The organism is Streptomyces sp. ME02-8801-2C (genome assembly GCF_033793965.1).
Classification (GTDB): Bacteria; Actinomycetota; Actinomycetes; order Streptomycetales; family Streptomycetaceae; genus Streptomyces.
The window spans coordinates 648,536-673,082 of record NZ_JARAXP010000004.1; the positions used below are offsets into that span (position 1 = coordinate 648,536).

The following is a 24,547-nucleotide window of genomic DNA, read 5'->3' on the forward strand; positions in this document are numbered from 1 at the left end:
TGGCCCTCGCACATAACAACGCACGAAAGTTCCCGAACCGAAAACAACTAATGCCCCACACACTGCAACGTCGCACACCCGTACAAGCGTCCCCCTGGGTGAATGGCGGGCGTTTCATGGCATCGGGACCGACGGTACGTCACACTCCTTGCGCCGCCGCACGGTAGCCTCGCCATCAACGGGGCAGTCCGCCACCGCCGCTCAGCCAGTTCGCAAGATGTCCCGCTCTGTCCGGAGGTTGCAGTGACGACACGTGGAGTTCTGTACGTGCACTCCGCGCCGCGCGCGCTGTGCCCGCACGTCGAGTGGGCCGTCGCCGGAGTCCTCGGCACGCGCGTCAGCCTCGACTGGATCCGCCAGCCCGCCGCACCCGGCACCTGGCGCTCCGAGTTCTCCTGGAAGGGCCAGGTCGGCACCGCCTCCAAGCTCGCGTCGGCCCTGCGCGGCTGGCAGTTGCTGCGCTTCGAGGTCACCGCGGAACCCTGCGCCACCGCCGAGGGCGAGCGCTACAGCTGCACCCCCGACCTCGGCATCTACCACGCGGTCACCGGCATCCACGGCGACATCCTCATCCCCGAGGACCGCCTCCGCGCCGCCCTCACCCGCTCCCAGCGAGGCGAGACGGACCTGGAGGCCGAACTGGCCAAACTTCTGGGCAAACCTTGGGACGACGAACTCGAACCCTTCAGGTACGCGGGGGAAGGCGCCCCGGTGAGATGGCTCCACCAGGTCGTGTGAGCTTTTAGGGGCGCGGGGAACTGCGCGACAAGCCCCCACCGGCGCGACGGCCGACAAACAACGAAAGTGGCCCGGACTCCAACAAGGAGTCCGGGCCACATTCAGGTGAATCACACAGACCTGAACGCCAGCACCACGTTGTGCCCACCAAACCCGAAGGAGTCGTTGAGCGCGGCGATCCGCCCATCCACAGGCAGCTTCCGAGCCTCACCACGAACAATGTCCGCGTCAGCCTCAGGATCGAGCTCGTCGACATTGATCGTCGGCGGAGCCACCCGGTGATAAAGCGCCAGCACGGTCGCGACCGTCTCCACCCCACCGGCCCCCCCGAGCAGATGCCCGGTCATGGACTTGGTCGCGGACACAGCCATGTGGTCGACATCCTCGCCGAACACATTGCGCAGCGCCTTCAGTTCGGCCACATCACCCGCGGGCGTCGACGTCGCGTGCGCGTTCACATGCACGATCTCCGCCGGGTCGAGGTCGGTCGCGGCCAACAGGTTCCGCAGTGCCGCGGAGATCCCGCGGCCTTCCGGCTCCGGCTGCACGATGTCGTGGGCGTCGGCCGAGATGCCCTGGCCGACCGCCTCCGCGTAGACCCGCGCACCGCGCGCGGCGGCGTGCTCGGCGGACTCCAGGACGACCACACCGGAACCCTCACCCATCACGAAGCCGTCGCGGCCCGTGTCGTAGGGACGGGACGCCGCCTGCGGGTTCTCGTTGTTCTTGGACATCGCCATCATGTTGCCGAACGCGGCGATGGGCAGCGGGTGGATCGCCGCCTCCGTGCCACCCGCGATGACGACGTCGGCACGGCCGGTACGGATCATCTCGATGGCGTAGCCGATGGCCTCGGCGCCCGACGCGCAGGCGGAGACCGGGGTGTGCACACCGGCGCGGGCGCCGACGAGCAGGCCCACGTTGGCGGAGGGGCTGTTGGGCATCAGCATCGGGACGGTGTGCGGGGAGACGCGGCGTACGCCCTTCTCCTTCATCACGTCGTACTGGTCGAGCAGAGTCGTGACTCCGCCGATGCCGGAGGCGATGACGGCGCCGAGCCGGTCGGGGTCGACGGCGTCGTTGTCGCCCTCGCCCGCCCGGTCGGTGAAGCCCGCGTCGGCCCACGCCTCCTTGGCGGCGATCAGCGCGAACTGCGCCGACCTGTCCAGTCGGCGGGCCTGCGGGCGGGGGATGATCTCGGACGGTTCAACGGCGATCTGCGCGGCGATGCGAACGGCCTGCTCGGCCGCCCACTCCTGCTCCAGGGCACGGACACCGGACTTGCCGGCGACCAGACCCTCCCAGGTAGAGGCCGCGTCACCACCCAGCGGTGTGGTTGCGCCGATACCGGTGACGACCACGGTGCGATTGGTCGGGCTCACGGGAATTCCTTCTCCAACGGATACGGGAGGACAACCCCCGCACAGGCGGGGAGAACGGCGCCACCGCCGGGTGGCGGGGCTGAGGGACCGGCCCGGGGGCCGGTCCCCGCGATCAGTCCTGGTTCTTGAGGATGTACTCGGTGGCGTCGCCGACCGTCTTGAGGTTCTTGACGTCCTCGTCGGGGATCTTGACGTCGAAGCGCTCTTCGGCGGCGACGACGACCTCGACCATGGACAGCGAGTCGACGTCCAGGTCGTCGGTGAAGGACTTGTCCAGCTGGACGTCCTCAACCGGGATGCCGGCGATCTCGTTGACGATGTCGGCGAGACCGGCGACGATCTCTTCCTGAGTGGCGGCCATGGCAGGCGCTCCTTCTTGTGTATCTATCCAGAGAGGGTTGGCAGTTGTCCCCGTTCCGGTTCCGAAGATCCGGTACGGGTGCCTAGGGGAGGGTAACGACCGTCGCGGCGTACACGAGACCCGCCCCGAAGCCGATGACGAGCGCGGTGTCGCCGCTCTTCGCCTCGCCGGTCGCCAGGAGCCGCTCCATCGCGAGCGGGATCGAGGCTGCCGACGTGTTGCCGGTGGTGCGCACGTCGCGTGCGACCGTGATGTGCTCCGGCAGTTTCAGTGTCTTCACCATCGAGTCGATGATCCGCTCGTTGGCCTGGTGGGGGATGAAGACGTCCAGGTCGTCCGGGGTGATCCCGGCCGCGTCCAGCGCCTGCTGAGCGACCTTCGCCATCTCGAACACGGCCCAGCGGAACACCGCCTGGCCCTCCTGCGTGATCGCAGGAAACTTGCCGGAACTGTCGTACTCGTTCCACGGTACGGTCTGCTTGATGGTGTCCGACTTGTCGCCCTCGGACCCCCAAACCGTCGGACCGATGTGCGGTTCCTCGGAGGGGCCCACGACGACCGCGCCCGCGCCGTCACCGAAGAGGAAGGCGGTCGCCCGGTCCTCCAGGTCGGTCAGGTCGGACAGCCGCTCGACGCCGACGACAAGCACGTACTCCGCCGAACCGTCGACGATCATGCCCTTGGCCAGGGTCAGACCGTAGCCGAAGCCCGCGCAGCCGGCCGAGATGTCGAACGCGGCGGCCTTGGCGGTGCCGAGCTTGTCGGCGATCTCGGTGGCCACGGCCGGGGTCTGCTTGAAGTGCGAGACGGTGGCGACGACCACGCCACCGATCTGCTCGGCGGTGATCCCCGCGTCCGCGATCGCCTTGCCGGACGCCTCCACGGACATCGCGGCGACCGTCTCCTCGTCGGAGGCCCAGTGCCGGGTCTCGATGCCGGAGCGGGAGCGGATCCACTCGTCGGACGAGTCGATCGTCTCCAGGATCACCTCGTTCGGCACGACCCTGACCGGCCGGTATCCGCCCACGCCCAGGATGCGCGCGTACGGGGCACCCTTACTGGGCTTGATCTTCGACATTGCTCGGGGCTCCTTTCAGGCGCCCGCCGCGTCGGCGGCAGCGGTCGATGACGCGGCGATGAGCTCACGAGCGGCGTCGAGGTCGGCGGGGGTCTTCAGGGCCAGCGCCTTCACGCCGGGCAGCGCGCGCTTGGCGAGACCGGTGAGGGTGCCACCCGGGCACACCTCGATGAACGCGGTCACGCCGAGCGTCTTGAACGTCTCCATGCACAGGTCCCAGCGCACCGGGTTGGCGACCTGCCCGACGAGCCGGGCGAGCACCTCGGAGCCGTCCGCGACCGTCTGTCCGTCCTTGTTCGAGACGTACGTGACCTTCGGGTCGCCGGGTGTCAGCGAAGCGGCGGCCGCAGCGAGGCTGTCCACCGCCGGAGCCATGTGGTGGGTGTGGAAGGCGCCGGCCACCTGCAGTTTGACGACCTTGCGCACCCCTTCGGGCGCGTCCTCGACCAGGGCGTCGATCTGCTCGGCCGTGCCCGCGGCGACGATCTGCCCGGCACCGTTCATGTTCGCCGGAGTCAGCCCGAGCTTCTCCAGATGCGCCACGCTCACCTCGGGGTCACCACCGAGGAGCGCCGCCATACCGGTCTTCGTGACGGCGGCGGCCTCGGCCATGGCCAGACCGCGCTTGCGTACGAGGGTCAGGGCGGCCATGTCGTCGAGTACGCCCGCGAAGGCGGCGGCGGTGATCTCACCGACGCTGTGACCCGCGACGGCGCCGGGTACGAGGTCTCCGCCCATGGCACCGAGTGCCGAGGCGGACAGTATCCCGGCCGCGACGAGCAGCGGCTGGGCGACAGCTGTGTCACGGATCGCGTCGGCGTCGGCCTCGGTGCCGTAGTGGACGAGGTCGAGCCCGATGGCGTCGGACCACGCGGCGACGCGCTCGGCGGCACCGGGCAGTTCGAGCCATGGAGTCAGGAAGCCGGGCGTCTGGGCGCCTTGGCCGGGAGCGACGAGTACGAGCACTCTCACACTCTCTCTTGGGTACGGGCACGGCCGCCCGTGGGGACAAGGACGAAGAACAGCAGGGGGTTTTGTAGGCCCCCGACAAAACCCTAGGGCTGATGATCCCCATCGGCCAGACGCCCCAGGATCAACGCGATCCGCAGTGTGAATGCGGATCGTACATCTGAAGGTGACCATCCGGTGACGTCAGTCACACGTCGAAGCCGGTAGCGCACGGTGTTCGGGTGAACGAAGAGCATGCGCGCCGCGCCCTCCAGACTGCTCGCCTGTTCGAGATAGACGGCGAGGGTCTCCAGAAGCGCGGACCCCGCCTCCTCCAGCGGTCTGTAGATCTCCTCCACCAACTGGTCGCGCGCCCCCGGGTCACCGGCGATCGCGCGTTCCGGCAGGAGATCGTCGGCCAGCACCGGCCGCGGTGCGTCCTGCCAGGCCGAACATGCCTTCAGTCCGGCGGCGGCGGCCTGCGCGGACCGGGTGGCGGCGAGCAGATCGGGCACGACCGGCCCCGCGACCACGGGCCCGGCGGCATAAGGCCCGATCAGCGCCTTGGCGACGGCGATCGGGTTGTCGCTGCCGCCCGCGATGACGACGAGCCGATCACCCAGCACACCGGTCAGCACCTGCAACTTGGCGTGCCGGGCGGCCCGCCGGATCGCCTCGACGGTCAACTCGCTGTCACCGTCGGGCGCGGTGCCCAGCAGTACGCACACATGCTCGGGCGAATTCCAGCCGAGCGCGGCGGCCCGCGAGACAGCCCCCTCGTCGGCCTCACCACTCAGCACGGCGTTGACGACGAGCGACTCCAGCCGGGCGTCCCAGGCACCCCGTGCCTCGGCGGCCTGGGCGTACACCTGCGCGGTGGCGAAGGCGATCTCGCGGGCGTAGACGAGCAGCGCCTCACGGAGCATGGACTCGTCACCGGGAGCGGCCACCTCGTCGATGGCGCTCTCCATGACCTCGATGGTCGTACGGACCATCTCGACGGTCTGGCGCAGGGTGATCGCCCTGGTCAGCTCGCGGGGAGCGGTACCGAAGACATCGGTGGAGATGGCCTGCGGAGCATCAGGATGCCGAAACCACTCGGTAAAGGCGGCGATACCGGCCTGGGCGACCAGCCCGATCCAGGAACGGTTCTCCGGGGGCATCGCCCGGTACCACGACAGCGTCTCGTCCATGCGCGTGATCGCCTGCGCGGCGAGACTCCCGGACGACTTCTCCAGCCGCTTCAGGGTCCCCGGGTGCGGATGCTCGGGACGTGCGGCGGGTGCGGGGCGGTGGGATTCGGGTTCGGGCACGGAACAAGACTGCCTTATCGGGACGGGAGCGTGCGGCGCCGGGTCTACGGTGGGGGAGTGATGGACGTACGGCGCGCGGACGAGCGCTATCCAGGGGGCGACCCGGCAGCCGGTATCGAATCCTGGCACGCCTTCTCCTTCGGCCCCCACTACGACCCGGACAACCTGCGCTTCGGCGCGATGATCGCCTGCAACGAGGAACGCCTCGAGCCCGGCACCGGCTTCGACGAACACCCGCACAGCCACACCGAGATCGTGACGTGGGTGACGGAGGGGGAACTGACCCATCGCGACTCGACGGGCCACGAGACGGTGGTGCACCCCGGGGACGTGCAACGCCTGAGCGCGGCGGCGGGAGTACGCCACGTGGAGCGCAACGAGGGTTCGACCCCCCTGACCTTCATCCAGACCTGGCTGGCCCCCCTCACCCCCGGCGGCACCCCGTCCTACGAAACGGTCCGAGGAATCGCCGACCAGACCCCGTACGCGATCCCGGAGGCAGCCACCCTCCTCCACATACGCCGCCTGCGGGCAGGCGAACGCACGGCCCTGCCGGACGCACCCTTCGTATACGTCCACGTAGTACGCGGCGAGGTCCTCCTGGGCCCCGAAAAACTGACCCAGGGAGACGCGGCCCGCATCACGGCACCGACAAACCTGGAAGCAACAGCGACAACGCAAACAGAGCTGCTCGTATGGGAGTTCTTTTAGCCCGTCCGGCGTTTGAGGACGAGGCCGTTCAGGCCGAAGCGGGGTCTGGGGGCGCAGCCCCCAGTGGGGGTGGGTCCCCCCTCTGGGGGAGGGACGGGTAGGGGCGGCGGGGGCGAGGAAAAACCCCAACCTCAGCCCCGCACCTCCGCCAGCACCGCATCCGTGAACCCCGGCCAGACCTCCACCGCCCACGCCCCGAACGCCCGATCCGCCAGCGCGACACACGCCACCCCGGCCGCCGGATCGACCCACAGAAACGTCCCAGCCTGCCCAAAGTGCCCAAAGGTCCCCGGCGAAGACAAACTCCCCGTCCAGTGCGGCGACTTCACCCCCCGGATCTCGAACCCCAGCCCCCAGTCATTGGGGTTCTGATGCCCGTACCCCGGAAGGACCCCCTTCCTCCCCGGATACTGAACGCTCATCGCCTCAGCGACCGTCCGCGGATCCAGCAGCCGAGGCGCCTGCACCTCCGCCGCGAACCGCACCAGATCACCGACCGTCGACACCCCGTCCTTCGCCGGCGACCCCTCCACCTCCGTGGCCGTCATCCCCAGCGGCTCCAGCACCGCCTGCCGCGCGTACTCCGCGAACGGCATCTCCGTCGCCTTCGCGACGTGATCCCCCAGCACCTCGAACCCGGCGTTGGAGTACAGCCGCCGCTCCCCGGGCGGAGCCGCCACCCGGTGTTCGTCGAAGGCGAGCCCGGAGGTGTGCGCGAGGAGGTGGCGGACCGTCGATCCGGGCGGCCCGGCCGGCTCGTCGAGTTCGACGGCGCCCTCCTCGTACGCGACGAGGGCGGCGTACGCCGCGATCGGCTTGGTGACGGAGGCGAGCGCGAACCGGTGGTCGAGCCGGCCGTGGGCGCCGAGCACCACACCGTCCGCCCGTACGACGGCCGCGGCGGCGGTGGGCACGGGCCAGTTCTCGATCAGCGCGAGGCTCTTCAACGACATGCCGTCGAGCTTAAAAGCTTCAGAACCGCAGCCGCATCAAGGGGTCCGGTTGCCGCACGAAGCCCAGCGACGCGTACAGCGGCACCGCGTCCGGGGACGCGGTGAGATCGATCTGACCGACGCCCTCCTCCCGGAACCAGTCCACCAGCGCCTCCATACAGGCCCGCGCGTACCCCCGGCGGCGCGCGTCCGGATCGGTGGCGACGCTGAACACGTACCCGATCCGCCCGTGCGGATTGCCCGCGCGCCCGATCCGGTACTCGACGGTCCCCACGACCAGCGTGGCCAGCGACCCGGGCCGCTCCGGATGGTCGACGACGAACGCGGCGAAGCCGTCGGCCGGCTCGGCGAGCCTCGCGGTCACGGTCGACAGGGACGCGGACTGCCAGTCGGCGTCGGTGTTCGCCCCGGGCATCGAGTCGATCATCACCTGGCGCAGTCGCAGCAGTTCCCCGGCATCCGCGGGGGTGGCACGGCGTACGAGAGTCATGATCCGTACGGTAATGAGCCCGGACCGGCCAAGTCTCCGCAATATCGCGGGATCCGCTTGCTTGGAGTGCACTCCAGGGTTTTAGCGTGGGGGTCATGACGGTGCTGGAGACCACGGACACCCCCACCCCCACAGCCCCCGCCAACACTTGCGCGGGCCCGCGGCAGCCCGACCGGCGCCCGGACGGAGCGGACCGCTACACGATCAGCGAGGTCGTCCTCTTCACCGGACTGACCGCGCACACCCTGCGCTGGTACGAGCGCATCGGGCTGATGCCGCACATCGACCGCTCGCACACCGGCCAGCGCCGTTACAGCAACCGCGACCTCGACTGGCTCGACCTCGTCGGCAAGCTCCGGCTCACCGGTATGCCGGTCGCGGACATGGTGCGGTACGCCGAACTCGTGCGCGAGGGCGACCACACGTACGGCGAGCGCTTCGAGCTGCTCGAATCGACCCGCAGGGCCGTCCTGGACCGGATCGCCGAACTCCAGGACACGCTCGCGGTACTCGACCGGAAAATCAGTTTCTACGCGAACGCGGACACCGACCTCGACGCCGGTCTCGTCCGGGACGTTCGCCAGATGGAGAGGGTTCGATGACGAACGACGACAGCAGGCTCGGCACCGCCCCGCTGGGCACCGACGGCCCCCGGGTCGGCGTGCAGGGCCTCGGCTGTATGGGCATGAGCATCGCGTACGGCCCCACGGACGCCGACGAGGCCCGTGCCACCCTCGAACGCGCCCTCGAACTCGGCGTGACCCTCTACGACACGGCGGACGCCTACGGCGCAGGCGAGAACGAACGTTTCCTGTCCCCGTTCTTCAAGGCCCACCGTGACGAGGTGGTCGTCGCGACGAAGTTCGCCCTGTCGATGCCGGCGGGCACTTCGGGCCCCAGGGTCGTCCGCAACGACCCGCCCTACATCCGCCAGGCCATCGAGGCCAGCCTCAAGAACCTCGACCTGGACGTCATCGACCTCTACTACATGCACCGGCGTGACGTGAACATCCCCATCGAGGAGACCGTCGGCGTGATGGCCGACCTGGTCCGCGACGGCAAGGTCAAGCAGCTGGGCCTGAGCGAGGTCACGGGCCCGGAGCTGCGGGCGGCCCAGGCCGTGCACCCGATCGCGGCCGTCCAGTCGGAGTGGTCCCTGTTCAGCCGGGACATCGAGGCGGGCGTGGTCCCGGCGGCCCGTGAACTGGGCGTCACCCTGGTCCCGTACTCCCCGCTCGGCCGGGGCTTCCTGACGGGCTCCTTCACCAACGCCGACCAGGACCTGACCGAGGACGACTACCGCCGCACCCAGCCCCGCTTCACCGGCGAGAACGCCACGACGAACGCGGCCCTGCTGGCCCCCATCAGGGCGGTCGCCGAGGCCCACGGCGCGTCCCTGGGCCAGATCGCCCTGGCCTGGGTCCAACAACAGACCACGATCCACAACCTCCCGGTCATCCCGATCCCGGGCACCCGCAAGCGCTCCAGGATCGAGGAGAACACGACAGCGACAACCATCACCCTGACGGAGGAGGAACTGGCATCCCTGGCCCCGATAGCGGCAAAGGTGGCAGGCCCCCGCTACCCAGACATGCGCTTCGCATCAGCAGGCAGGGAGTAAGAACGGTCCCCTGAAAACGGGGGGGCGTTTTCAGGGGCGCGGGGAACTGCGCGACAAGCCACACACAACACGCACCCGCGAACGCACCGAACCCGCCCCCCCATAGGCGCTACAACTCCGCCAACAACTCAGCCTTCTTCACCGAGAACTCCTCATCGGTGACCAACCCGGCAGAGTGCAACTCCCCCAGATGCCGGATCCGTTCAGCCACATCCCCAGGATCACGCCGCCCCGAACCAACCTGCACAACCCCCGCCCCACCCGCGGAGCGAACCGCCGAGAGCACCGCCGCCGCGAACGGCAACGACTCGTGCACCGGCCCGTACCCCAGCCCGAACACCACCGAGGCGGGATCCTGGTCGACCGGCGTCACAGAGGAATCGGTACGCCTCAGCAACCGCAGATGCCCCTCGAACACCTCGGGCGACCGCCACTCCACCCCACTGAGGTCGGCGACCGGAAACGTCTGGTCGCCCGCCTTCCACTTCGCCGACGACGCGCCCGTCCAGAACCACCGGAAGGACACGGCACGCCCGTCGAAGGACGCCTTCGCGTCGTACGCCTTGAAGGCCCGCGGCACCTCGGGCGCGGCCACCAAAAACCTTTCAGCAGGACCCTGCTCGGTCAGCTGGGCCCGCAGTTCGTCCGCGTAGTACTCGGCGAGCGTCTCCCGCTCGGCCGGCAGCACCAGCCGGTACGGATCGCAGTTCTCCTTCAGCTGACCGTCGGCCGCCTCCATCAACGGGTCGGCGCCGGGCCGGGGTTCGGCACGCAGGACCACCGTCCCGCGCTTGCCCGGTGTCAGCGTCACGCCCGCGATCGCCTCCAGGGGGATACGACGTTCGCCGAGCGCCTGGAACAGCTTCGGCGTGCGAATACCCCGTTCGAAGCGGATGAGCACGGAGTCGGACTCGAACTCCCAGGCGGCATGAAATCCGGCCAGTACGTCACCCATGCGGCTCATCGTATGCGGCGCGAGCTTCATAGTCCCCTCCCCGGGCACACCGTGATTTCTGCGTCCTCTACGCGCGTCCGGCCATCGCCCCGTCGGACAAACCCTTCAGACACGCGTCATCCTTGCGGTCCCGCTGATCCTTCTGATCCTGCTGAGCGCACCGAACGGCGTCGTACGCGCCGACGCCGATCTCCGCGAAGTTGTCCAGACTCTCCGTACCCGGCTCGAAATAGCCGCCGTGCCCCTGTGCGCCCCGCGCGGACAGCACACGGGCGCCGAACGCCGACGACACCGGATCGGCGCCGTGTCCGAGCCCGCCGACCTCCAGATACGGCACATCCTGGATCCAGTCGTCGGCGTCCCGCATCGCCCAGACCCGGGCAGAGGTGTGCAGCCCGGCGGAGTTCTCGACCCGCATGCCGGGGCTGCCGGCCACCGCGATGTCGGTCACCCGGCGCGGCAGCGCGTGCGCGGCGACCCCGCACAGCACCGAGCCGTAGCTGTGGCAGTACAGCGCGACCGGTGCCCGGCCGGGCAGCGCGCGCACCAGCGCGTTCAGCCGCAGCGCGCCGGAGTTGGCGCGCATCGCCGTCGCCGCGTCCATGCCGACCCCGTTGGGCGCGGTGTAGTCGGCCCAGGCGATCACAGCCGTACGGGTCGTGGGGCTCGTCTCCCACTCCGCGCGGTACAGCGCCGAGGCCATGCCGACGGGTGCCGAGTACTTGCGGTTGGTCCGCTGGAAGGTGAGGACGTCGGTGTCGACGCCGGGGACCACGACCGAGACGCGCTGCGCCTTGTCGAGGTCGCCGAAGACTTCGGCGACCCGGCCCGAGCCCTCGGGGTCGAAGGCGAGGATCTGGCGGCCGGGCTCGAGGAGCGAGTCGTAGCGGTCCATCCGGCGCTCGGCCTCGTGCTGGCCGACGGGCGAGAGCCGGTTGTCGTGGATGCGTACGCGTTCGGTCTCGCGTGCCGTGTGCAGCGCGACGCGGTTGGCGCGGTAGCGCAAGGAGACGGGCGCGCCGTTCATGTTGCCGACCGCCAACGGGTAGCGCCGGACGAGCCGGTCGCGCTGGCGGTCGGTGAGCGAGGCGAAGAACCGGCCCAGCCGGTACGGCGTCTCGTCCGGGTCGGGCAGCGCGTGGCCGCCCAGCCGTCCGTGCTCCCACGCGGAGAGCGACGCCTGGAGCGGCGAGGGCGTGCGATGGCTGCGGACCGCGGTCCAGCCGGTCGTCGCGAGCATCACGAAGACCACGGCCAGCGCGAGCAGTGCGCGCCAGACGTTCAGTTGGGGAGAGGTGTCGAAGGAAGTCACTGAAAGGACACACTAGGAGAACGAGAGGGTCTCGCGTTAGCTGAGTGACGCGGATCACGTTTCGATAACCGACGCTGGGTACGCCACTCCGTGCGCACGCCCGTACGCGGCGTCACGGCCGCTCCGCGCGCCAGTTCCCCGCCAGCGCCGGTCCCATCGCGTCGAGGTACGTGCTGGTGAGCTCGCGCATCGCCGTCACGCTCATGTCCGAGCCCGCGCCCCACCGCCGTTCCGTCAGCCGCATCAGCCCGCTGAACAGAGCCACCACGACTCGCGGCCGGAGATCGCCGTCCACGTCGACGCCCTCACGCTCGGCGATCAGCCGCGCCACCGCGTCCTCCGTCTCGGCGGAACGGCGCATGTGCGCGGCGAGCAGCGCCGGCGTCGACTCGATCACGTAGTACATACGCATCTGCAACTCCGCCGGTACGACGGACTCCACGGCCTCGTTGATCGTGTGCCAGCCCTCCAGTACGGCCTGGCGCAGCGCCTCCAGCGGTGCCTCGTGCGGCGGGCGTGCGCGGAGGGCCTCGATGAAGTGCGCCTCCGCGATGCGCTGCACGGCGAAGGCGGCGTCCTCCTTGCCGGCGAAGTAGCGGAAGAAGGTGCGCTGCGAGACCTCGACGGCCTCGGCGATCTCGTCGACGGTCGTGTGCTCGTACCCGTTGCTGGTGAACAGGGTGAGGGCGGCGCGCACCAGGGCGTCCCGGGTGCGCTGCTTCTTGCGCTCGCGCAGGCCGGGGGCCGACGCCGGACCCGCCTCGGTTTCGGCAGCGCTCATGACGATCAGGCCTCTTCGCTCTTCGCTGTTCATTCGTCTTTTCGGTGAGTGGCGTGTCAGTTACCGACTTGTGAACTGGTTTGTCAATTGTCAGCGGCTGTCACTAGCCTCGAACGTATGACTAGTCAGACCACCGTCGAGACATCTGTCTCCCCCTCGGACCCCACGCCTGCCAAGGGGCTGCGCGGCCATCCATGGCTGACCCTGATATCCGTGGCGGTCGGGGTCATGATGGTGGCCCTGGACGGCACCATCGTGGCCATCGCCAACCCGGCCATCCAGAAGGACCTGGGTGCGAGTTTCGCGCAGGTCCAGTGGATCACCAACGGCTACTTCCTCGCGCTCGCGGTCACCCTGATCACCGCGGGCAAGCTCGGGGACCGGTTCGGACACCGGCAGACCTTCCTCGTCGGCATCGTCGGCTTCGCCGCCTCGTCGGCGGCCATCGGCCTGTCCAGCAGTATCGCCCTGGTCGTCACCTTCCGGGTGTTCCAGGGGCTGTTCGGCGCGCTGCTGATGCCGGCCGCGCTGGGTCTGCTGCGGGCCACCTTCCCCGCCGAGAAGCTGAACATGGCCATCGGTATCTGGGGCATGGTCATCGGCGCGTCCACCGCGGGCGGCCCGATCCTCGGCGGGCTGCTGGTCGAGCACGTGAGCTGGCAGTCGGTGTTCTTCATCAACGTGCCGGTGGGTGTCCTGGCCCTGGTCATCGGTCTGGTCATCCTGGTCGACCACCGTGCCGAGAACGCCCCGCGCTCCTTCGACCTCCTCGGTATCGCCCTGCTCTCCGGCGCGATGTTCTGCCTGGTGTGGGCGCTCATCAAGGCCCCGGAATGGGGCTGGGGCGACAGCAAGACGTGGCTGTTCCTGGCGGTGTCGGTGGTGGGCTTCATGCGCTTCGCCCGCTGGGAGCAGCGGGTCAAGGAACCGCTGATCCCGCTCAACCTGTTCCGGTCGGTCCCGCTCTCGGCGGGTGTGGTGCTGATGGTCCTGATGGCCATCGCCTTCATGGGCGGCCTTTTCTTCGTCACCTTCTACCTGCAGAACGTGCACGGCATGAGCCCGATCGACGCGGGCCTGCATCTGCTCCCGCTCACCGGGATGATGATCGTCGGTTCGCCCCTGGCCGGCGCGATGATCAGCAAGACGGGTCCCCGTATCCCGCTCGCGGGTGGTATGGCCTGTGTCGCGGTCGCCATGTTCGGGATGTCCACGCTGGAGACGGACACCGGCAGCGGCATCATGTCGCTCTGGTTCGCCCTGCTCGGCCTCGGCCTCGCCCCGGTGATGGTCGGCGCGACGGAGGTCATCGTCGGCAACGCCCCGATGGAGCTCTCCGGTGTCGCCGGCGGCCTCCAGCAGGCGGCGATGCAGATCGGCGGCAGCCTCGGTACGGCGGTCCTGGGCGCGGTCATGGCCTCCAAGGTCGACAACGACCTCCCGGGCAACTGGACGGCCGCGGGGCTCCCGAAGCTCACCCCGGAGCAGCAGGCCCAGGCCTCGGAAGCGGTCCAGGTCGGGGTGCCGCCGGTGGCGAAGGGCACGCCGGAGACGGTCGTCGCCCAGATCACGAAGGTCGCCCACGACACGTTCATCTCCGGTATGAGCCTGGCCTGTCTCGTCGCGGCCGGCGTGGCCGTGGTCGCCATCGTGGTCGCGCTGCTGACGAAGCGCGGCGAGAACGCGGAGGCGGGAGCGGGCGCGGCGCACATCTGAGGCGCATATATCGCGCATATATCTATGGCCATCCCGGTGAGGTTCGCTCATCAGGGTGACTCCGCTAAAGATTCCTCCCCTTCGGTCCTCGGGAGAGGTCACAGTTAGTCAAGTCCTCCGCACGGCATGGTCGTTACGACCTGGGAGGACGGCCGGGCCGCGGCGCGCTGCCGGAGGGGGACAGCGCGCCGGCGGGCCTGCCGAAGAGCCGGGAGGCTAGAACCCCACAGCGGGGGTACCCGCCCATCGACCCCGAACTACTGACAAGTTCCAGGGAGTTGATGAAAATGGCGGCCTTCGGACGGCAGCACCCCACCCGCAGGCACCCCGGCTCACGCGGCGGCAGGACCTGGCAGCGCTCGGCCCCGGACAGCGCGACGCTGGGAATCATCGGGCTCATCTGCGCCGTGGCGGGCTTCTTCGTCCTCGGCATCGTCCTGGGCCCCGTGGCCATCGTCTGCGGCTGGCTGGCGATGGGCCGCACCTGGCGGGGCCCGCGCCCGATACCGCCCCTGGTGGCCGTGGTCCTGGGCGCGATCGACACCCTCCTGGCCATCATCTGGCTGGCGAACACCACGGGCCCGACGCCCGGCTTCTTCTGACGGCGGCCCGCTGCCCGAGCGCCCGTGAGGAGTGAGGACCAGCCCCTGCTGATCACTGACAGCCCCTACTGGGGCTGCTCCTCACCCACCCGCTCCCGCGCGCCCCTGGTGCCGGTCAGGGCGGCAACCTCCGCCCGGAGCGCCCGCACCTCGTCGGTCAGCGTCGCGATGGCCGCCGTCTGGCGCCTCTCCTCCACGTCGTCCATCTCGAACCGGGAGATGAACCAGGCGGCGATGTTCGCGGTGACGAGACCGAGCAGCGCGATCCCGGACAGCATCAGCCCGACCGCGAGCATCCGGCCCACTCCGGTCGTCGGCGCGTGGTCCCCGTACCCCACGGTCGTCATCGTGGTGAACGACCACCACAAGGCGTCATCCAGCGTTCGGATGTTCCCCTCCGGCGACGCGCGTTCCACCGACAGCACGGCCAGCGAACCGAACATCAGCAGCCCCACCACAGCCCCGCCGACATACGTCGTCAGCCGCACCTGGGACGCCATCTGAGCCCGCCGGCCGACCAGCAGCAGGGTGGAGACGACCCGCAGCAGCCGCAGCGGCTGGAGCAACGGGAGCAGCACGGCGAACAGGTCCAGCCAGTGCCTCCGCACGTACTCCAGGCGCCGGTCGGCGAGCGCGATCCGGACGAGATAGTCGACCGCGAACGCCCCCCACACCGTCCACTCCGCGACCGTGCACGCGACCGAAACCGACCGGCTCGCGGGGTTGTCCACGATCGGCACCGCATAGGCAACGGTGAACACGACCGCAAGCGCCATCAGCGGCCGCTGAGTATGCCGCTCCCAACGAGCCTGCGCCGACTGTTCGTTCATGCCCAGCATCGTAGGACGCGGAAGCGCCCCTATAGGACGCCCCGAAGGGGCGCTCCTATAGGGGCGCGGGGAACTGCGCGACAAGCCACAACGCACCTGCGGACAACGAACCGGCGTTACCGGCTCAGCCCAGAAAGCGGAGCGCTATGCGTCGCCGCCAGCCGCTCCAGGATCCGCCGAAGCCACATCGAGCAACTGATACCGATCGATCGCCTGCTTCAGCACCGACCGGTCCACCTTCCCCTCCTTCGCCAGCTCCGTCAGCACCGCCACCACGATCGACTGCGCGTCGATGTGGAAGTGACGCCGGGCCGCACCCCGCGTGTCCGCGAAGCCGAACCCGTCCGCACCCAGCGACTGGTACGTCCCCGGCACCCAACGCGAGATCTGGTCCGGAACCGACCGCATCCAGTCGGACACGGCCACGAACGGACCCTCGGCGCCGCTCAGCTTCCGCGTGACATAGGGGACGCGCTGCTCCTCCTCGGGGTGCAGCAGATTGTGCTGCTCCACCGCGACCGCCTCGCGCCGCAGCTCGTTCCAGGAGGTCGCCGACCAGACGTCCGCCTTGACGTTCCACTCCTCGGCGAGGATCCGCTGCGCCTCCAGCGCCCACGGCACGGCGACACCGGACGCGATGACCTGCGCCGGGATGGAGCCCGCGGTGCCCGCGCCCACCCGGTGGATGCCCTTGAGGATGCCGTCGACATCGACGTTCTCGGGCTCGGCCGGGTGCTGGATCGGCTCGTTGTAGACGGTGAGGTAGTAGAAGACGTCCTCACTGTCGGGGCCGTACATCCGACGCAGACCGTCCTGCACGATGTGCGCGATCTCGTACGAGTACGCCGGGTCGTACGCCACACAGCCCGGGTTCGTCGAGGCGAGCAGCTGCGAGTGGCCGTCGGCGTGCTGGAGACCCTCACCGGTCAGAGTCGTACGGCCGGCGGTCGCGCCCAGGACGAAACCGCGCGCCAACTGGTCGGCCATCTGCCAGAACTGGTCGCCGGTGCGCTGGAAACCGAACATCGAGTAGAAGACGTAGACCGGGATGAGCGGCTCGCCATGCGTCGCGTACGCCGAACCCGCCGCGATCAGCGAGGCGGTGCAGCCCGCCTCCGAGATGCCGTCGTGCAGCATCTGACCGGTCGGCGACTCCTTGTACGCGAGGAGCAGCTCACGGTCGACCGACTCGTACTGCTGGCCGAGCGGGTTGTAGATCTTCGCGCTCGGGAAGAACGAGTCCATGCCGAACGTGCGGTACTCGTCCGGCGCGATCAGCACGAAACGCTTGCCGATTTCCTTGTCCCGCATGAGGTCCTTGAGCAGCCGCACGAACGCCATGGTCGTGGCGATCGACTGCTGACCCGAACCCTTCTTCACACTCGCGTACGTCTTCTCCGGCGGCAGCGTCAGCGGTTTCGCGCGGACGACGCGGGTCGGGACGTAACCGCCGAGCGAGTTGCGGCGGTCGTGCATGTACTGGATCTCTTCCGAGTTCCGGCCCGGGTGGTAGTACGGCGGCGCGCCGCTCTCCAGCTCCTTGTCGGAGATCGGCAGGTGCAGCCGGTCGCGGAAGCCCTTGAGGTCGGCGACCGTCAGCTTCTTCATCTGGTGCGTGGCGTTGCGGCCCTCGAAGTTGGGTCCCAGCGTCCAGCCCTTGACGGTCTTGGCGAGGATGACCGTCGGCTGGCCCTTGTGCGCCTTGGCCGCCGCGAACGCCGCGAAGATCTTCCGGTGGTCGTGGCCACCGCGCCCCAGGTGCAGCACCTGGTCGTCGGTCATGCCCTCGACCATCGCGCGCAGCCGCGTGTCGTCCCCGAAGAAGTGGTCGCGGATGTACGAACCGGTCTCGGTGGCGTACGTCTGGAACTGCCCGTCGGGCGTCGTGTTCATCTTGTTGACGAGCACGCCGTCCCGGTCCTGCGCGAGCAGCGGGTCCCAGCTGCGGTCCCAGACCAGCTTGACGACGTTCCAGCCGGCGCCCCGGAACTGCGACTCCAGCTCCTGGATGATCTTGCCGTTGCCGCGCACCGGGCCGTCGAGCCGCTGGAGGTTGCAGTTGACGACGAAGGTCAGGTTGTCGAGGCCCTCGCGCGCGGCGATCGACAGCTGGCCGAGCGACTCCGGCTCGTCCATCTCGCCGTCACCGAGGAACGCCCACACGTGTGACTTGGAGGTGTCCGCGATTCCGCGCGCCTCCATGTAGCGGTTCATCCGCGCCTGGAAGATCGCGCCGAGCGGGCCGAGGCCCATCGAGACGGTCGGGAACTCCCAGAAGTCGGGCATCAGCCGCGGGTGCGGGTACGAGGACAGCCCGTACGGCGCCTTCGACTTCTCCTGGCGGAACGCGTCGAGCTGCTGCTCGCTGAGCCGGTCGAGGAGGAACGCGCGGGCGTAGATACCGGGGGAGGCATGGCCCTGGAAGAAGATCTGGTCGCCGCCGTCGCCCTCGTCCTTGCCCCGGAAGAAGTGGTTGAAGCCCACGTCGTAGAGGGAGGCGGAGGAGGCGAAGGTCGCGATGTGGCCGCCGACGCCGATCCCGGGCCGCTGGGCGCGCGAGACCATCACGGCCGCGTTCCAGCGGGTCGCGTTGAGGATGCGGCGCTCGATCTCCTCGTTGCCGGGGAAGAAGGGCTCGTCCTTCGTCGCGATCGTGTTGACGTAGTCCGTGCTCCGCATCTCGGGCACGGCCACGCGCTTCTCGCGGGCCCGCTCGATCAGCCGCAGCATCAGATAGCGGGCTCGCTCCCGGCCGCGCTCGTCAACAGCGGCGTCGAGGGAGTCGAGCCACTCCTGGGTTTCTTCGGGATCGAAGTCAGGAACCTGACTCGGAAGGCCGCCAATGATGATCGGGTTGCGATCTGATCCGGAAGCCACGCTGTTCCTTCGCTCTCGGAGGGCTTGATCCGGGGCACGCTGTGGGCCTGTCCCGGGGCTGCGAATGCACTGGCCCCATCGTGTACCCCGAGGCCGGGTACGTCACCTCTACTCGGAGGTAGCCCCCGGTGGAGGCGCTCGGCGGGTGGTCGCAGCCAAATCGCAACGATACGCCCAGTCCATGACGTGTTCCGTAAAGCGATTCGGATCTCGCTCGTATGTGTGAGAGGTTCGGGAGTCACTCGGGAGCAGCAAAACCGCAAAGCGGGCAGAATGGTGTGGTGGGCGTCACTCATTCCCGGGAGCCGCTGCCTGTAGTTGCGGCGACACCGCCAGGATCGTCACCGTTTCGGCGGTCTGAACGGCCGGGTACTTGCGCGATCCGCCCCGCCCGTGTGGACTACGGCCAATGCTTCGCGCACGCGCGTGGCTGGACATTTCTCGAACATGATCAGGAGGCAACCCGTGAGCGCGACCGCGGACCACGCGGAGGAGCGGACTAACCCTGCCGTCAGGCTGGGGTTCCAGCCCGAGCAGGTGGTCCAGGAGATCGGCTACGACGACGACGTCGACCAGGAGCTCCGCGAGGCCATTGAGGAAGTCATCGGCAGCGATCTGGTGGACGAGGAGTACGACGACGTCGCAGATGCCGTGGTGCTGTGGTTCCGCGACGACGACGGCGACCTGACCGATTCGCTGGTGGATGCCACCACGTACATCGAAGAAGGCGGCGCGATCCTGCTCCTCACGCCCAAGACGGGCCGTGACGGCTACGTGGAGCCGAGCGACATCTCTGAAGCCGCGACGACGGCGGGTCTGTCGGCGACGAAGAGCGTCAGTGTGGGCAAGGACTGGAGTGGGAGTCGGCTGGCGACGCCCAAGGCAGCGAAGTCCAAGAAGTAGGTAGTGACCGTGGCCGAAGCGGGCCGTCTGCTGGGGGCTGCCGCCCCCGGACCCCCGCTTCGGCCCTGAACGGGCCTTGTCCTCAATCGCCGGACGGGCTGGATGTGCCCTGAGGTGGGTTGTTACTAGGGTGTCCTCACCCGAACAGCCCACCGAAGGGATGCAGGATCATGGCGATCGAGGTCGGCGACAAGGCCCCGGACTTCGAGCTCAAGGACAACCACGGCGCCACCGTGCGGCTCTCGGACTTCCGTGGTGCCAAGAACGTGGTGCTGCTCTTCTATCCCTTCGCCTTCACCGGCGTCTGCACCGGCGAGCTGTGCGACCTGCGGGACAACCTGCCGAGGTTCTCCGACCGGGACACCCAGGTGCTCGCCGTCTCCAACGACTCCATCCACACCCTGCGCGTCTTCGGCGAGCAGGAGGGCTTCGACTACCCCCTGCTGTCCGACTTCTGGCCGCACGGCAACATTTCGCGCGCGTACGGCGTCTTCGACGAGGACAAGGGTTGCGCGGTGCGCGGGACCTTCATCATCGACAAGGAGGGCGTCGTGCGGTGGACCGTCGTCAACGGCCTGCCGGACGCGCGCGACCTGAACGAGTACGTGAAGGCCCTCGACACCCTGTGATTCTTCGGTTCCAAGCCCTGCGTGGGGTGGGAACCCGTCACTAGGATCGACACGTTGATCCGATAACGGCGCACCACGGGCACACCGCCCCTGGACAGCAGACGAGACACCAATGGAGGACTCGTGGGAGTCAGCCTCAGCAAGGGCGGCAACGTATCGCTGACGAAGGAGGCCCCGGGTCTCACCGCGGTCATCGTCGGTCTGGGGTGGGACATCCGGACCACCACCGGCACCGACTTCGACCTCGACGCCAGCGCCATCCTGACGAACGCGGACGGCAAGGTCAGTTCCGACGCCAACTTCGTGTTCTTCAACAACCTCAAGAGCCCGGACGGCTCGGTCGAGCACACGGGCGACAACACCACCGGTGAGGGCGAGGGCGACGACGAGCAGATCAAGGTCAACCTCGCGGCGGTCCCGGCGGACATCGACAAGATCGTGTTCCCGGTCTCGATCTACGACGCCGAGAACCGTCAGCAGTCCTTCGGTCAGGTGCGCAACGCGTTCATCCGCGTCGTGAACCAGGCGGGCGAGGCGGAGCTCGCGCGCTACGACCTCTCCGAGGACGCCTCGACGGAGACCGCCATGGTCTTCGGCGAGCTGTACCGGCACGGCACGGAGTGGAAGTTCCGCGCCATCGGCCAGGGTTACGCGTCCGGCCTGCGCGGTATCGCGCAGGACTTCGGCGTGAACGTCTGAGCCGGACTCCTCCGGCTCCGTCGTCCGGCGTCGCACTTCTGGTGCGGCGCCGGACGCGCTCGGCACATGTTTTCGCATCACCTCGGGGAGGACCAGCAGCATGGGCGTCACGCTTGCCAAGGGGGGCAATGTCTCCCTCTCCAAAGCCGCACCGAACCTCACCCAGGTGTTGGTCGGACTCGGCTGGGACGCGCGTTCCACCACGGGCGCGCCGTTCGACCTCGACGCCAGCGCACTGCTGTGCGGGGGCGGACGGGTGCTCGGCGACGAGTGGTTCGTCTTCTACAACCAGCTCAGGAGCCCGGACGGCTCGGTCGAGCACACCGGCGACAACCTCACCGGTGAGGGCGAGGGCGACGACGAGTCGCTGATCGTCGACCTCCCGAAGGTGCCGGCCGCCTGCGACAAGATCATCTTTCCGGTCTCGATCCACGACGCGGACAACCGGGGCCAGACCTTCGGCCAGGTCGGCAACGCCTTCATCCGGGTCGTCAACCAGGCCGACGGCCAGGAACTGGCCCGCTACGACCTGAGCGAGGACGCTTCGACCGAGACCGCCATGATCTTCGGGGAGCTGTACCGATATCAGGGTGAGTGGAAGTTCCGTGCAGTTGGTCAGGGGTACGCGTCGGGGCTCAAGGGCATCGCTCTAGACTTCGGAGTCAATGTTTCGTAAAGCCGAGTAAGGCAGCGGGGGAGACCCGTAAACACACGATTGGGTAGCCAGTGATTCTGAAAACCTTCGGCTGGTCGTTCGCGGTCACCGCGCTCGGCCTGGTCGCGGCGGTCTTCTACGGGGGGTGGACCGGCTTCGGCATCGTGGCGATCCTCTCCATCCTCGAGATCTCGCTGTCCTTCGACAACGCGGTGGTCAACGCCGGCATCCTGAAGAAGATGAGTGCCTTCTGGCAGAAGATCTTCCTCACCGTCGGTGTCCTCATCGCCGTCTTCGGTATGCGTCTCGTCTTCCCCGTCGTGATCGTGGCCATCAGCGCCAAGATCGGTCCGATCGACGCCGTCGACCTCGCGCTCAACGACAAGGACCAGTACCAGCAGCTGGTCACCGACGCACACCCGTCGATCGCCGCCTTCGGTGGCATGTTCCTGCTCATGATCTTCCTCGACTTCATTTTCGAGGACCGGGACATCAAGTGGCTCGGCTGGCTGGAACGCCCGCTCGCCAAGCTCGGCAAGGTCGACATGCTGTCGGTCTGCATCGCCCTGATCGTGCTCATGATCTCCGCCATGACCTTCGCGACCCACGCCCACCAGCACGGTGGCGCCCACGTCGACAAGGCGCAGACGGTCCTCATCTCCGGTATCGCCGGTCTGATCACGTACATGATCGTCGGCGGGCTCTCCGGCTACTTCGAGGACAAACTCGAGGAAGAGGAGGAGCGGGAGCACGAGGAGGAGGAAGAGGCCCAGCGGACCGGCAAGAAGAAGCCGGCCATCGTCCTCGCAGGCCAGGCCGCGTTCTTCATGTTCCTCTACCTCGAGGTCCTCGACGCGTCCTTCTCCTTCGACGGTGTCATCGGCGCGTTCGCCATCACCAACGACATCGTGCTGATGGCCCTGGGCCTCGGTATCGGCGCCATGTACGTCCGGTCGCTCACGGTCTACCTGGTCCGCCAGGGCACCCTCGACGACTACGTCTACCTGGAGCACGGCGCGCACTACGCGATCGGCGCCCTCGCCGCCATCCTCCTCGTCACCATCCAGTACGAGATCCACGAGGTCATCACCGGCCTGGTGGGGGTCGTCCTCATCGCCTGGTCCTTCTGGTCCTCCGTGCGCCGCAACAAGGCGCTGGCAGCGGCCGAGGGAAAAGCGACGGCCTCGGACGAGAAGACTGAGGTCTCGTCCGGGGTGTGACAGCCTCCGGTGTGAGGAACGCTCTGAGCGGGGCGGCTACGAGGAATCGTCCTCGTCGGCCGCCCCGCGGCTTTGACGCCATGGACGAATGTGCGGGGGCTGGACGGGTGGGGACGGGATGAGTTTCTGGGACGATCTGTGGCGCGGCCGTACGACGGACTACGACGCCGGCAGCGCCGCGAGCAACTCCATCGAGCTGACCAAACGGCACCAGCGGGTCTCGCTCACCAAACAGGGCGCCGCGACCGGGCATCTGCGCATCAACCTGTCGTGGCGGATGCGTACGTCGGACATCGGCGGCCCCAAACGGCAGAGCCTGTGGCGGCACCCCTTCCAGGCGCTGAAGCCGGAGGCGGTCCAGGGGCACACCCAGAGCATGGTCAACGTCGACCTGGACCTGGGCATCCTGTACGAGCTCGCCGACGGCACGAAGGGAGTCGTACAGCCCCTGGGCGGGTTCCTCGGCGACACCAACGCGCCGCCGTACGTCAAGCTGAGCGGGGACGACCGGTTCGGATCGGCGTCCGGTGAGACGGCGTACGTCAACCTTGATCACCGGGACGAGATCAAGCGGTTGCTGGTGTTCGTGTACATCTACGACCAGACGCCGGCGTTCGACCGGACCCACGCGGTGGTGACGCTCTATCCGAGCAATGGGCCTCGGATCGAGATAGGTCTGGACGAGCGGCACTCGCAGGCCCGGTCCTGTGCGGTGGTGTTGATCGAGAACGTGAAGAACGAGTTGATCGTTCGGCGGGAGGTCAAGTTCGTCTACGGGTTTCAGGCGGAGCTTGATCGGTTGTACGGGTGGGGGTTGCAGTGGGGGAGGGGATACAAGACGAAGGCGGAGCGCTGACGCTTGGTCTGGGCGGGGGCGCCCAAGAGCTCGGGGGCTCTGTTCGGGGGCGGGCGCGGGCTGTGTGTGGCTTGTCGCGCAGTTCCCCGCGCCCCTATAGGGGCGCGCCTGTCTCAGCGTCCGATGAATTGGGGGCCCTGAGGGGGTAGGTGGAAGTCCGGGGACGGGCCCGGGGATGTTCCTACCGGGTGGGGGTAGCCGTAGGACGGTTGGGGAGGGAGGGTGGGGGGATGTTGGACTGTCGTGGCCGCCGAGGTGTCCGTGGGCGGGGCGTTCGTGGTGTCCGGGAACGGCGCCTCGGCCGACTGGTCCTCCACCGAGATACCGAAGTCGGTGGCCAGGCCCTCCAGGCCGTTCGAATACCCCTCGCCCAGCGCGCGGAACTTCCAGCCGTCGCCGCGTCGGTACAGTTCGCCGCAGATCAGCGCCGTTTCCTCACCCGTCTCCGGCTTGACGTCGAAGTACGCAAGCGGTTCACCGTCCGCGACCGCACCGTCGTACAGCACGATGCGCAGGGACCGTACGCGGTCGAAGGCGACGCCGTCCGCCGAGGCGACCAGCAGAATCTGTCCGACTCCTGACTCGACACCGGTCAGATCCGTCTGGATCGTGTCGGTCAGGCCCTCGGCCACCCGTTTCTTGCCGAGCCGCCAGACCTTGCCCGAGGGGTGCCGGGGCTGGTTGTAGAAGACGAAGTCCTCGTCGGAGCGCACACGTCCGTCGGGGCCGAGGAGCAGCGCCGAGGCGTCGACATCCGGAACCCCCTGCCCGGGCGTCCAGCGCAGCACGGCGCGCACCGTCGTGGCTTCGAGCGGGACGTTCGACCCCTTCAGCATCGCGTGCGTCATGCGGTCATCCTGCCTTCTCGGTCCTGGTCACGACAACGCGGGGGCATCCGTTCTGCGTGTCCGCGTTAC

General features: G+C 68.5%; 25 protein-coding genes. 12 read left to right on the plus strand and 13 right to left on the minus strand.

All coding sequences use genetic code 11. From position 1 onward, the window contains the following. Positions 1–243: 243 nt before the first annotated feature. Positions 244–738: a DUF3145 domain-containing protein gene (locus PV396_RS16095; protein WP_006374635.1), complete on the plus strand. Its 495-nt coding sequence runs from the start codon at positions 244–246 to the stop codon at positions 736–738. Positions 739–848: 110 nt separating this feature from the next. Here the strand turns inward: PV396_RS16095 and fabF are convergent, their stop codons facing one another. The 5 genes from fabF to PV396_RS16120 all read right to left on the minus strand — a co-directional run bounded on the left by fabF (position 849) and on the right by PV396_RS16120 (position 5,820). Further along, positions 849–2,120 carry a beta-ketoacyl-ACP synthase II gene (fabF, locus tag PV396_RS16100; RefSeq protein WP_319205110.1) on the minus strand — a complete coding sequence of 424 codons (1,272 nt, stop codon included), beginning with the start codon at positions 2,118–2,120 and terminating at the stop codon, positions 849–851. A 112-nt stretch (positions 2,121–2,232) separates the two neighbouring features. Beyond that, the gene (locus PV396_RS16105) at positions 2,233–2,481 is read right to left on the minus strand and encodes an acyl carrier protein (protein ID WP_053744781.1); all 249 of its coding nucleotides are present in this window, start codon (positions 2,479–2,481) and stop codon (positions 2,233–2,235) included. Between the two features lie 82 nt (positions 2,482–2,563). Then, positions 2,564–3,559, minus strand: a complete 996-nt coding sequence (locus tag PV396_RS16110) for a ketoacyl-ACP synthase III (protein ID WP_319205113.1) — start codon at positions 3,557–3,559, stop codon at positions 2,564–2,566. A 15-nt stretch (positions 3,560–3,574) separates the two neighbouring features. Next, positions 3,575–4,525, minus strand: coding sequence for an ACP S-malonyltransferase (locus tag PV396_RS16115; protein ID WP_319205115.1), 951 nt, complete (start codon positions 4,523–4,525; stop codon positions 3,575–3,577). 89 nt (positions 4,526–4,614) lie between these two features. Next, a complete protein-coding gene (locus PV396_RS16120; RefSeq protein WP_319205117.1) occupies positions 4,615–5,820 on the minus strand; it encodes a helix-turn-helix domain-containing protein in 1,206 nt (401 codons plus the stop codon). 60 nt (positions 5,821–5,880) lie between these two features. Here PV396_RS16120 and PV396_RS16125 point away from each other — a divergent pair, with 60 nt between their 5' ends. Beyond that, complete coding sequence (locus PV396_RS16125) at positions 5,881–6,531, plus strand: pirin family protein (RefSeq protein WP_319205119.1); 651 nt, start codon at positions 5,881–5,883, stop codon at positions 6,529–6,531. 131 nt (positions 6,532–6,662) lie between these two features. Here PV396_RS16125 and PV396_RS16130 read toward each other — a convergent pair whose 3' ends face one another. Then, positions 6,663–7,484: a serine hydrolase domain-containing protein gene (locus tag PV396_RS16130; RefSeq protein ID WP_319205121.1), complete on the minus strand. Its 822-nt coding sequence runs from the start codon at positions 7,482–7,484 to the stop codon at positions 6,663–6,665. 19 nt (positions 7,485–7,503) lie between these two features. Continuing rightward, entirely contained in the window at positions 7,504–7,974 is a 471-nt protein-coding gene (locus PV396_RS16135) for a GNAT family N-acetyltransferase (protein WP_319205123.1), read from the minus strand. 95 nt (positions 7,975–8,069) lie between these two features. Here PV396_RS16135 and PV396_RS16140 point away from each other — a divergent pair, with 95 nt between their 5' ends. Continuing rightward, positions 8,070–8,576 carry a MerR family transcriptional regulator gene (locus PV396_RS16140; protein WP_319205125.1) on the plus strand — a complete coding sequence of 169 codons (507 nt, stop codon included), beginning with the start codon at positions 8,070–8,072 and terminating at the stop codon, positions 8,574–8,576. Next, positions 8,573–9,595, plus strand: coding sequence for an aldo/keto reductase (locus tag PV396_RS16145; protein ID WP_319205127.1), 1,023 nt, complete (start codon positions 8,573–8,575; stop codon positions 9,593–9,595). The genes PV396_RS16140 and PV396_RS16145 overlap by 4 nt, the downstream gene beginning before the upstream one ends. Positions 9,596–9,704: 109 nt before the next feature. Here PV396_RS16145 and PV396_RS16150 read toward each other — a convergent pair whose 3' ends face one another. The 3 genes from PV396_RS16150 to PV396_RS16160 all read right to left on the minus strand — a co-directional run bounded on the left by PV396_RS16150 (position 9,705) and on the right by PV396_RS16160 (position 12,643). Then, positions 9,705–10,550 carry a DUF4429 domain-containing protein gene (locus tag PV396_RS16150; RefSeq protein ID WP_319205129.1) on the minus strand — a complete coding sequence of 282 codons (846 nt, stop codon included), beginning with the start codon at positions 10,548–10,550 and terminating at the stop codon, positions 9,705–9,707. Between the two features lie 67 nt (positions 10,551–10,617). Further along, entirely contained in the window at positions 10,618–11,862 is a 1,245-nt protein-coding gene (locus PV396_RS16155) for an alpha/beta hydrolase (RefSeq protein ID WP_319205131.1), read from the minus strand. Positions 11,863–11,974: 112 nt separating this feature from the next. Further along, positions 11,975–12,643, minus strand: a complete 669-nt coding sequence (locus tag PV396_RS16160) for a TetR family transcriptional regulator (RefSeq protein WP_319205133.1) — start codon at positions 12,641–12,643, stop codon at positions 11,975–11,977. Between the two features lie 117 nt (positions 12,644–12,760). On the opposite strand from PV396_RS16160, the gene PV396_RS16165 reads away from it, so the two are divergent. Further along, positions 12,761–14,359 carry an MFS transporter gene (locus PV396_RS16165; RefSeq protein ID WP_319205135.1) on the plus strand — a complete coding sequence of 533 codons (1,599 nt, stop codon included), beginning with the start codon at positions 12,761–12,763 and terminating at the stop codon, positions 14,357–14,359. Between the two features lie 287 nt (positions 14,360–14,646). Then, positions 14,647–14,961: a small hydrophobic protein gene (locus PV396_RS16170; protein WP_319205137.1), complete on the plus strand. Its 315-nt coding sequence runs from the start codon at positions 14,647–14,649 to the stop codon at positions 14,959–14,961. A gap of 65 nt (positions 14,962–15,026) precedes the next feature. On the opposite strand, the gene PV396_RS16175 is transcribed toward PV396_RS16170, so the two are convergent. After that, complete coding sequence (locus PV396_RS16175; RefSeq protein WP_319205139.1) at positions 15,027–15,791, minus strand: potassium channel family protein; 765 nt, start codon at positions 15,789–15,791, stop codon at positions 15,027–15,029. 144 nt (positions 15,792–15,935) lie between these two features. Then, positions 15,936–18,668 carry a pyruvate dehydrogenase (acetyl-transferring), homodimeric type gene (aceE, locus tag PV396_RS16180; protein WP_319205141.1) on the minus strand — a complete coding sequence of 911 codons (2,733 nt, stop codon included), beginning with the start codon at positions 18,666–18,668 and terminating at the stop codon, positions 15,936–15,938. A 465-nt stretch (positions 18,669–19,133) separates the two neighbouring features. On the opposite strand from aceE, the gene PV396_RS16185 reads away from it, so the two are divergent. The 6 genes from PV396_RS16185 to PV396_RS16210 all read left to right on the plus strand — a co-directional run bounded on the left by PV396_RS16185 (position 19,134) and on the right by PV396_RS16210 (position 23,630). Then, the gene (locus tag PV396_RS16185; protein WP_319205143.1) at positions 19,134–19,571 is read left to right on the plus strand and encodes a DUF3052 domain-containing protein; all 438 of its coding nucleotides are present in this window, start codon (positions 19,134–19,136) and stop codon (positions 19,569–19,571) included. Positions 19,572–19,741: 170 nt separating this feature from the next. Then, positions 19,742–20,200 carry a peroxiredoxin gene (locus PV396_RS16190; RefSeq protein WP_319205145.1) on the plus strand — a complete coding sequence of 153 codons (459 nt, stop codon included), beginning with the start codon at positions 19,742–19,744 and terminating at the stop codon, positions 20,198–20,200. A gap of 123 nt (positions 20,201–20,323) precedes the next feature. Further along, the gene (locus PV396_RS16195) at positions 20,324–20,899 is read left to right on the plus strand and encodes a TerD family protein (protein ID WP_319205147.1); all 576 of its coding nucleotides are present in this window, start codon (positions 20,324–20,326) and stop codon (positions 20,897–20,899) included. A gap of 100 nt (positions 20,900–20,999) precedes the next feature. After that, positions 21,000–21,575 (plus strand): TerD family protein, encoded by a 576-nt coding sequence (locus PV396_RS16200; RefSeq protein WP_319205149.1) that lies wholly within the window; start codon positions 21,000–21,002, stop codon positions 21,573–21,575. 50 nt (positions 21,576–21,625) lie between these two features. After that, positions 21,626–22,774 carry a DUF475 domain-containing protein gene (locus PV396_RS16205; protein WP_319205151.1) on the plus strand — a complete coding sequence of 383 codons (1,149 nt, stop codon included), beginning with the start codon at positions 21,626–21,628 and terminating at the stop codon, positions 22,772–22,774. Positions 22,775–22,892: 118 nt separating this feature from the next. Further along, positions 22,893–23,630, plus strand: coding sequence for a Tellurium resistance (locus tag PV396_RS16210; RefSeq protein ID WP_319205153.1), 738 nt, complete (start codon positions 22,893–22,895; stop codon positions 23,628–23,630). A gap of 113 nt (positions 23,631–23,743) precedes the next feature. Here PV396_RS16210 and PV396_RS16215 read toward each other — a convergent pair whose 3' ends face one another. Then, positions 23,744–24,478, minus strand: coding sequence for a TerD family protein (locus PV396_RS16215; RefSeq protein WP_319205155.1), 735 nt, complete (start codon positions 24,476–24,478; stop codon positions 23,744–23,746). Positions 24,479–24,547 lie beyond the last annotated feature (69 nt).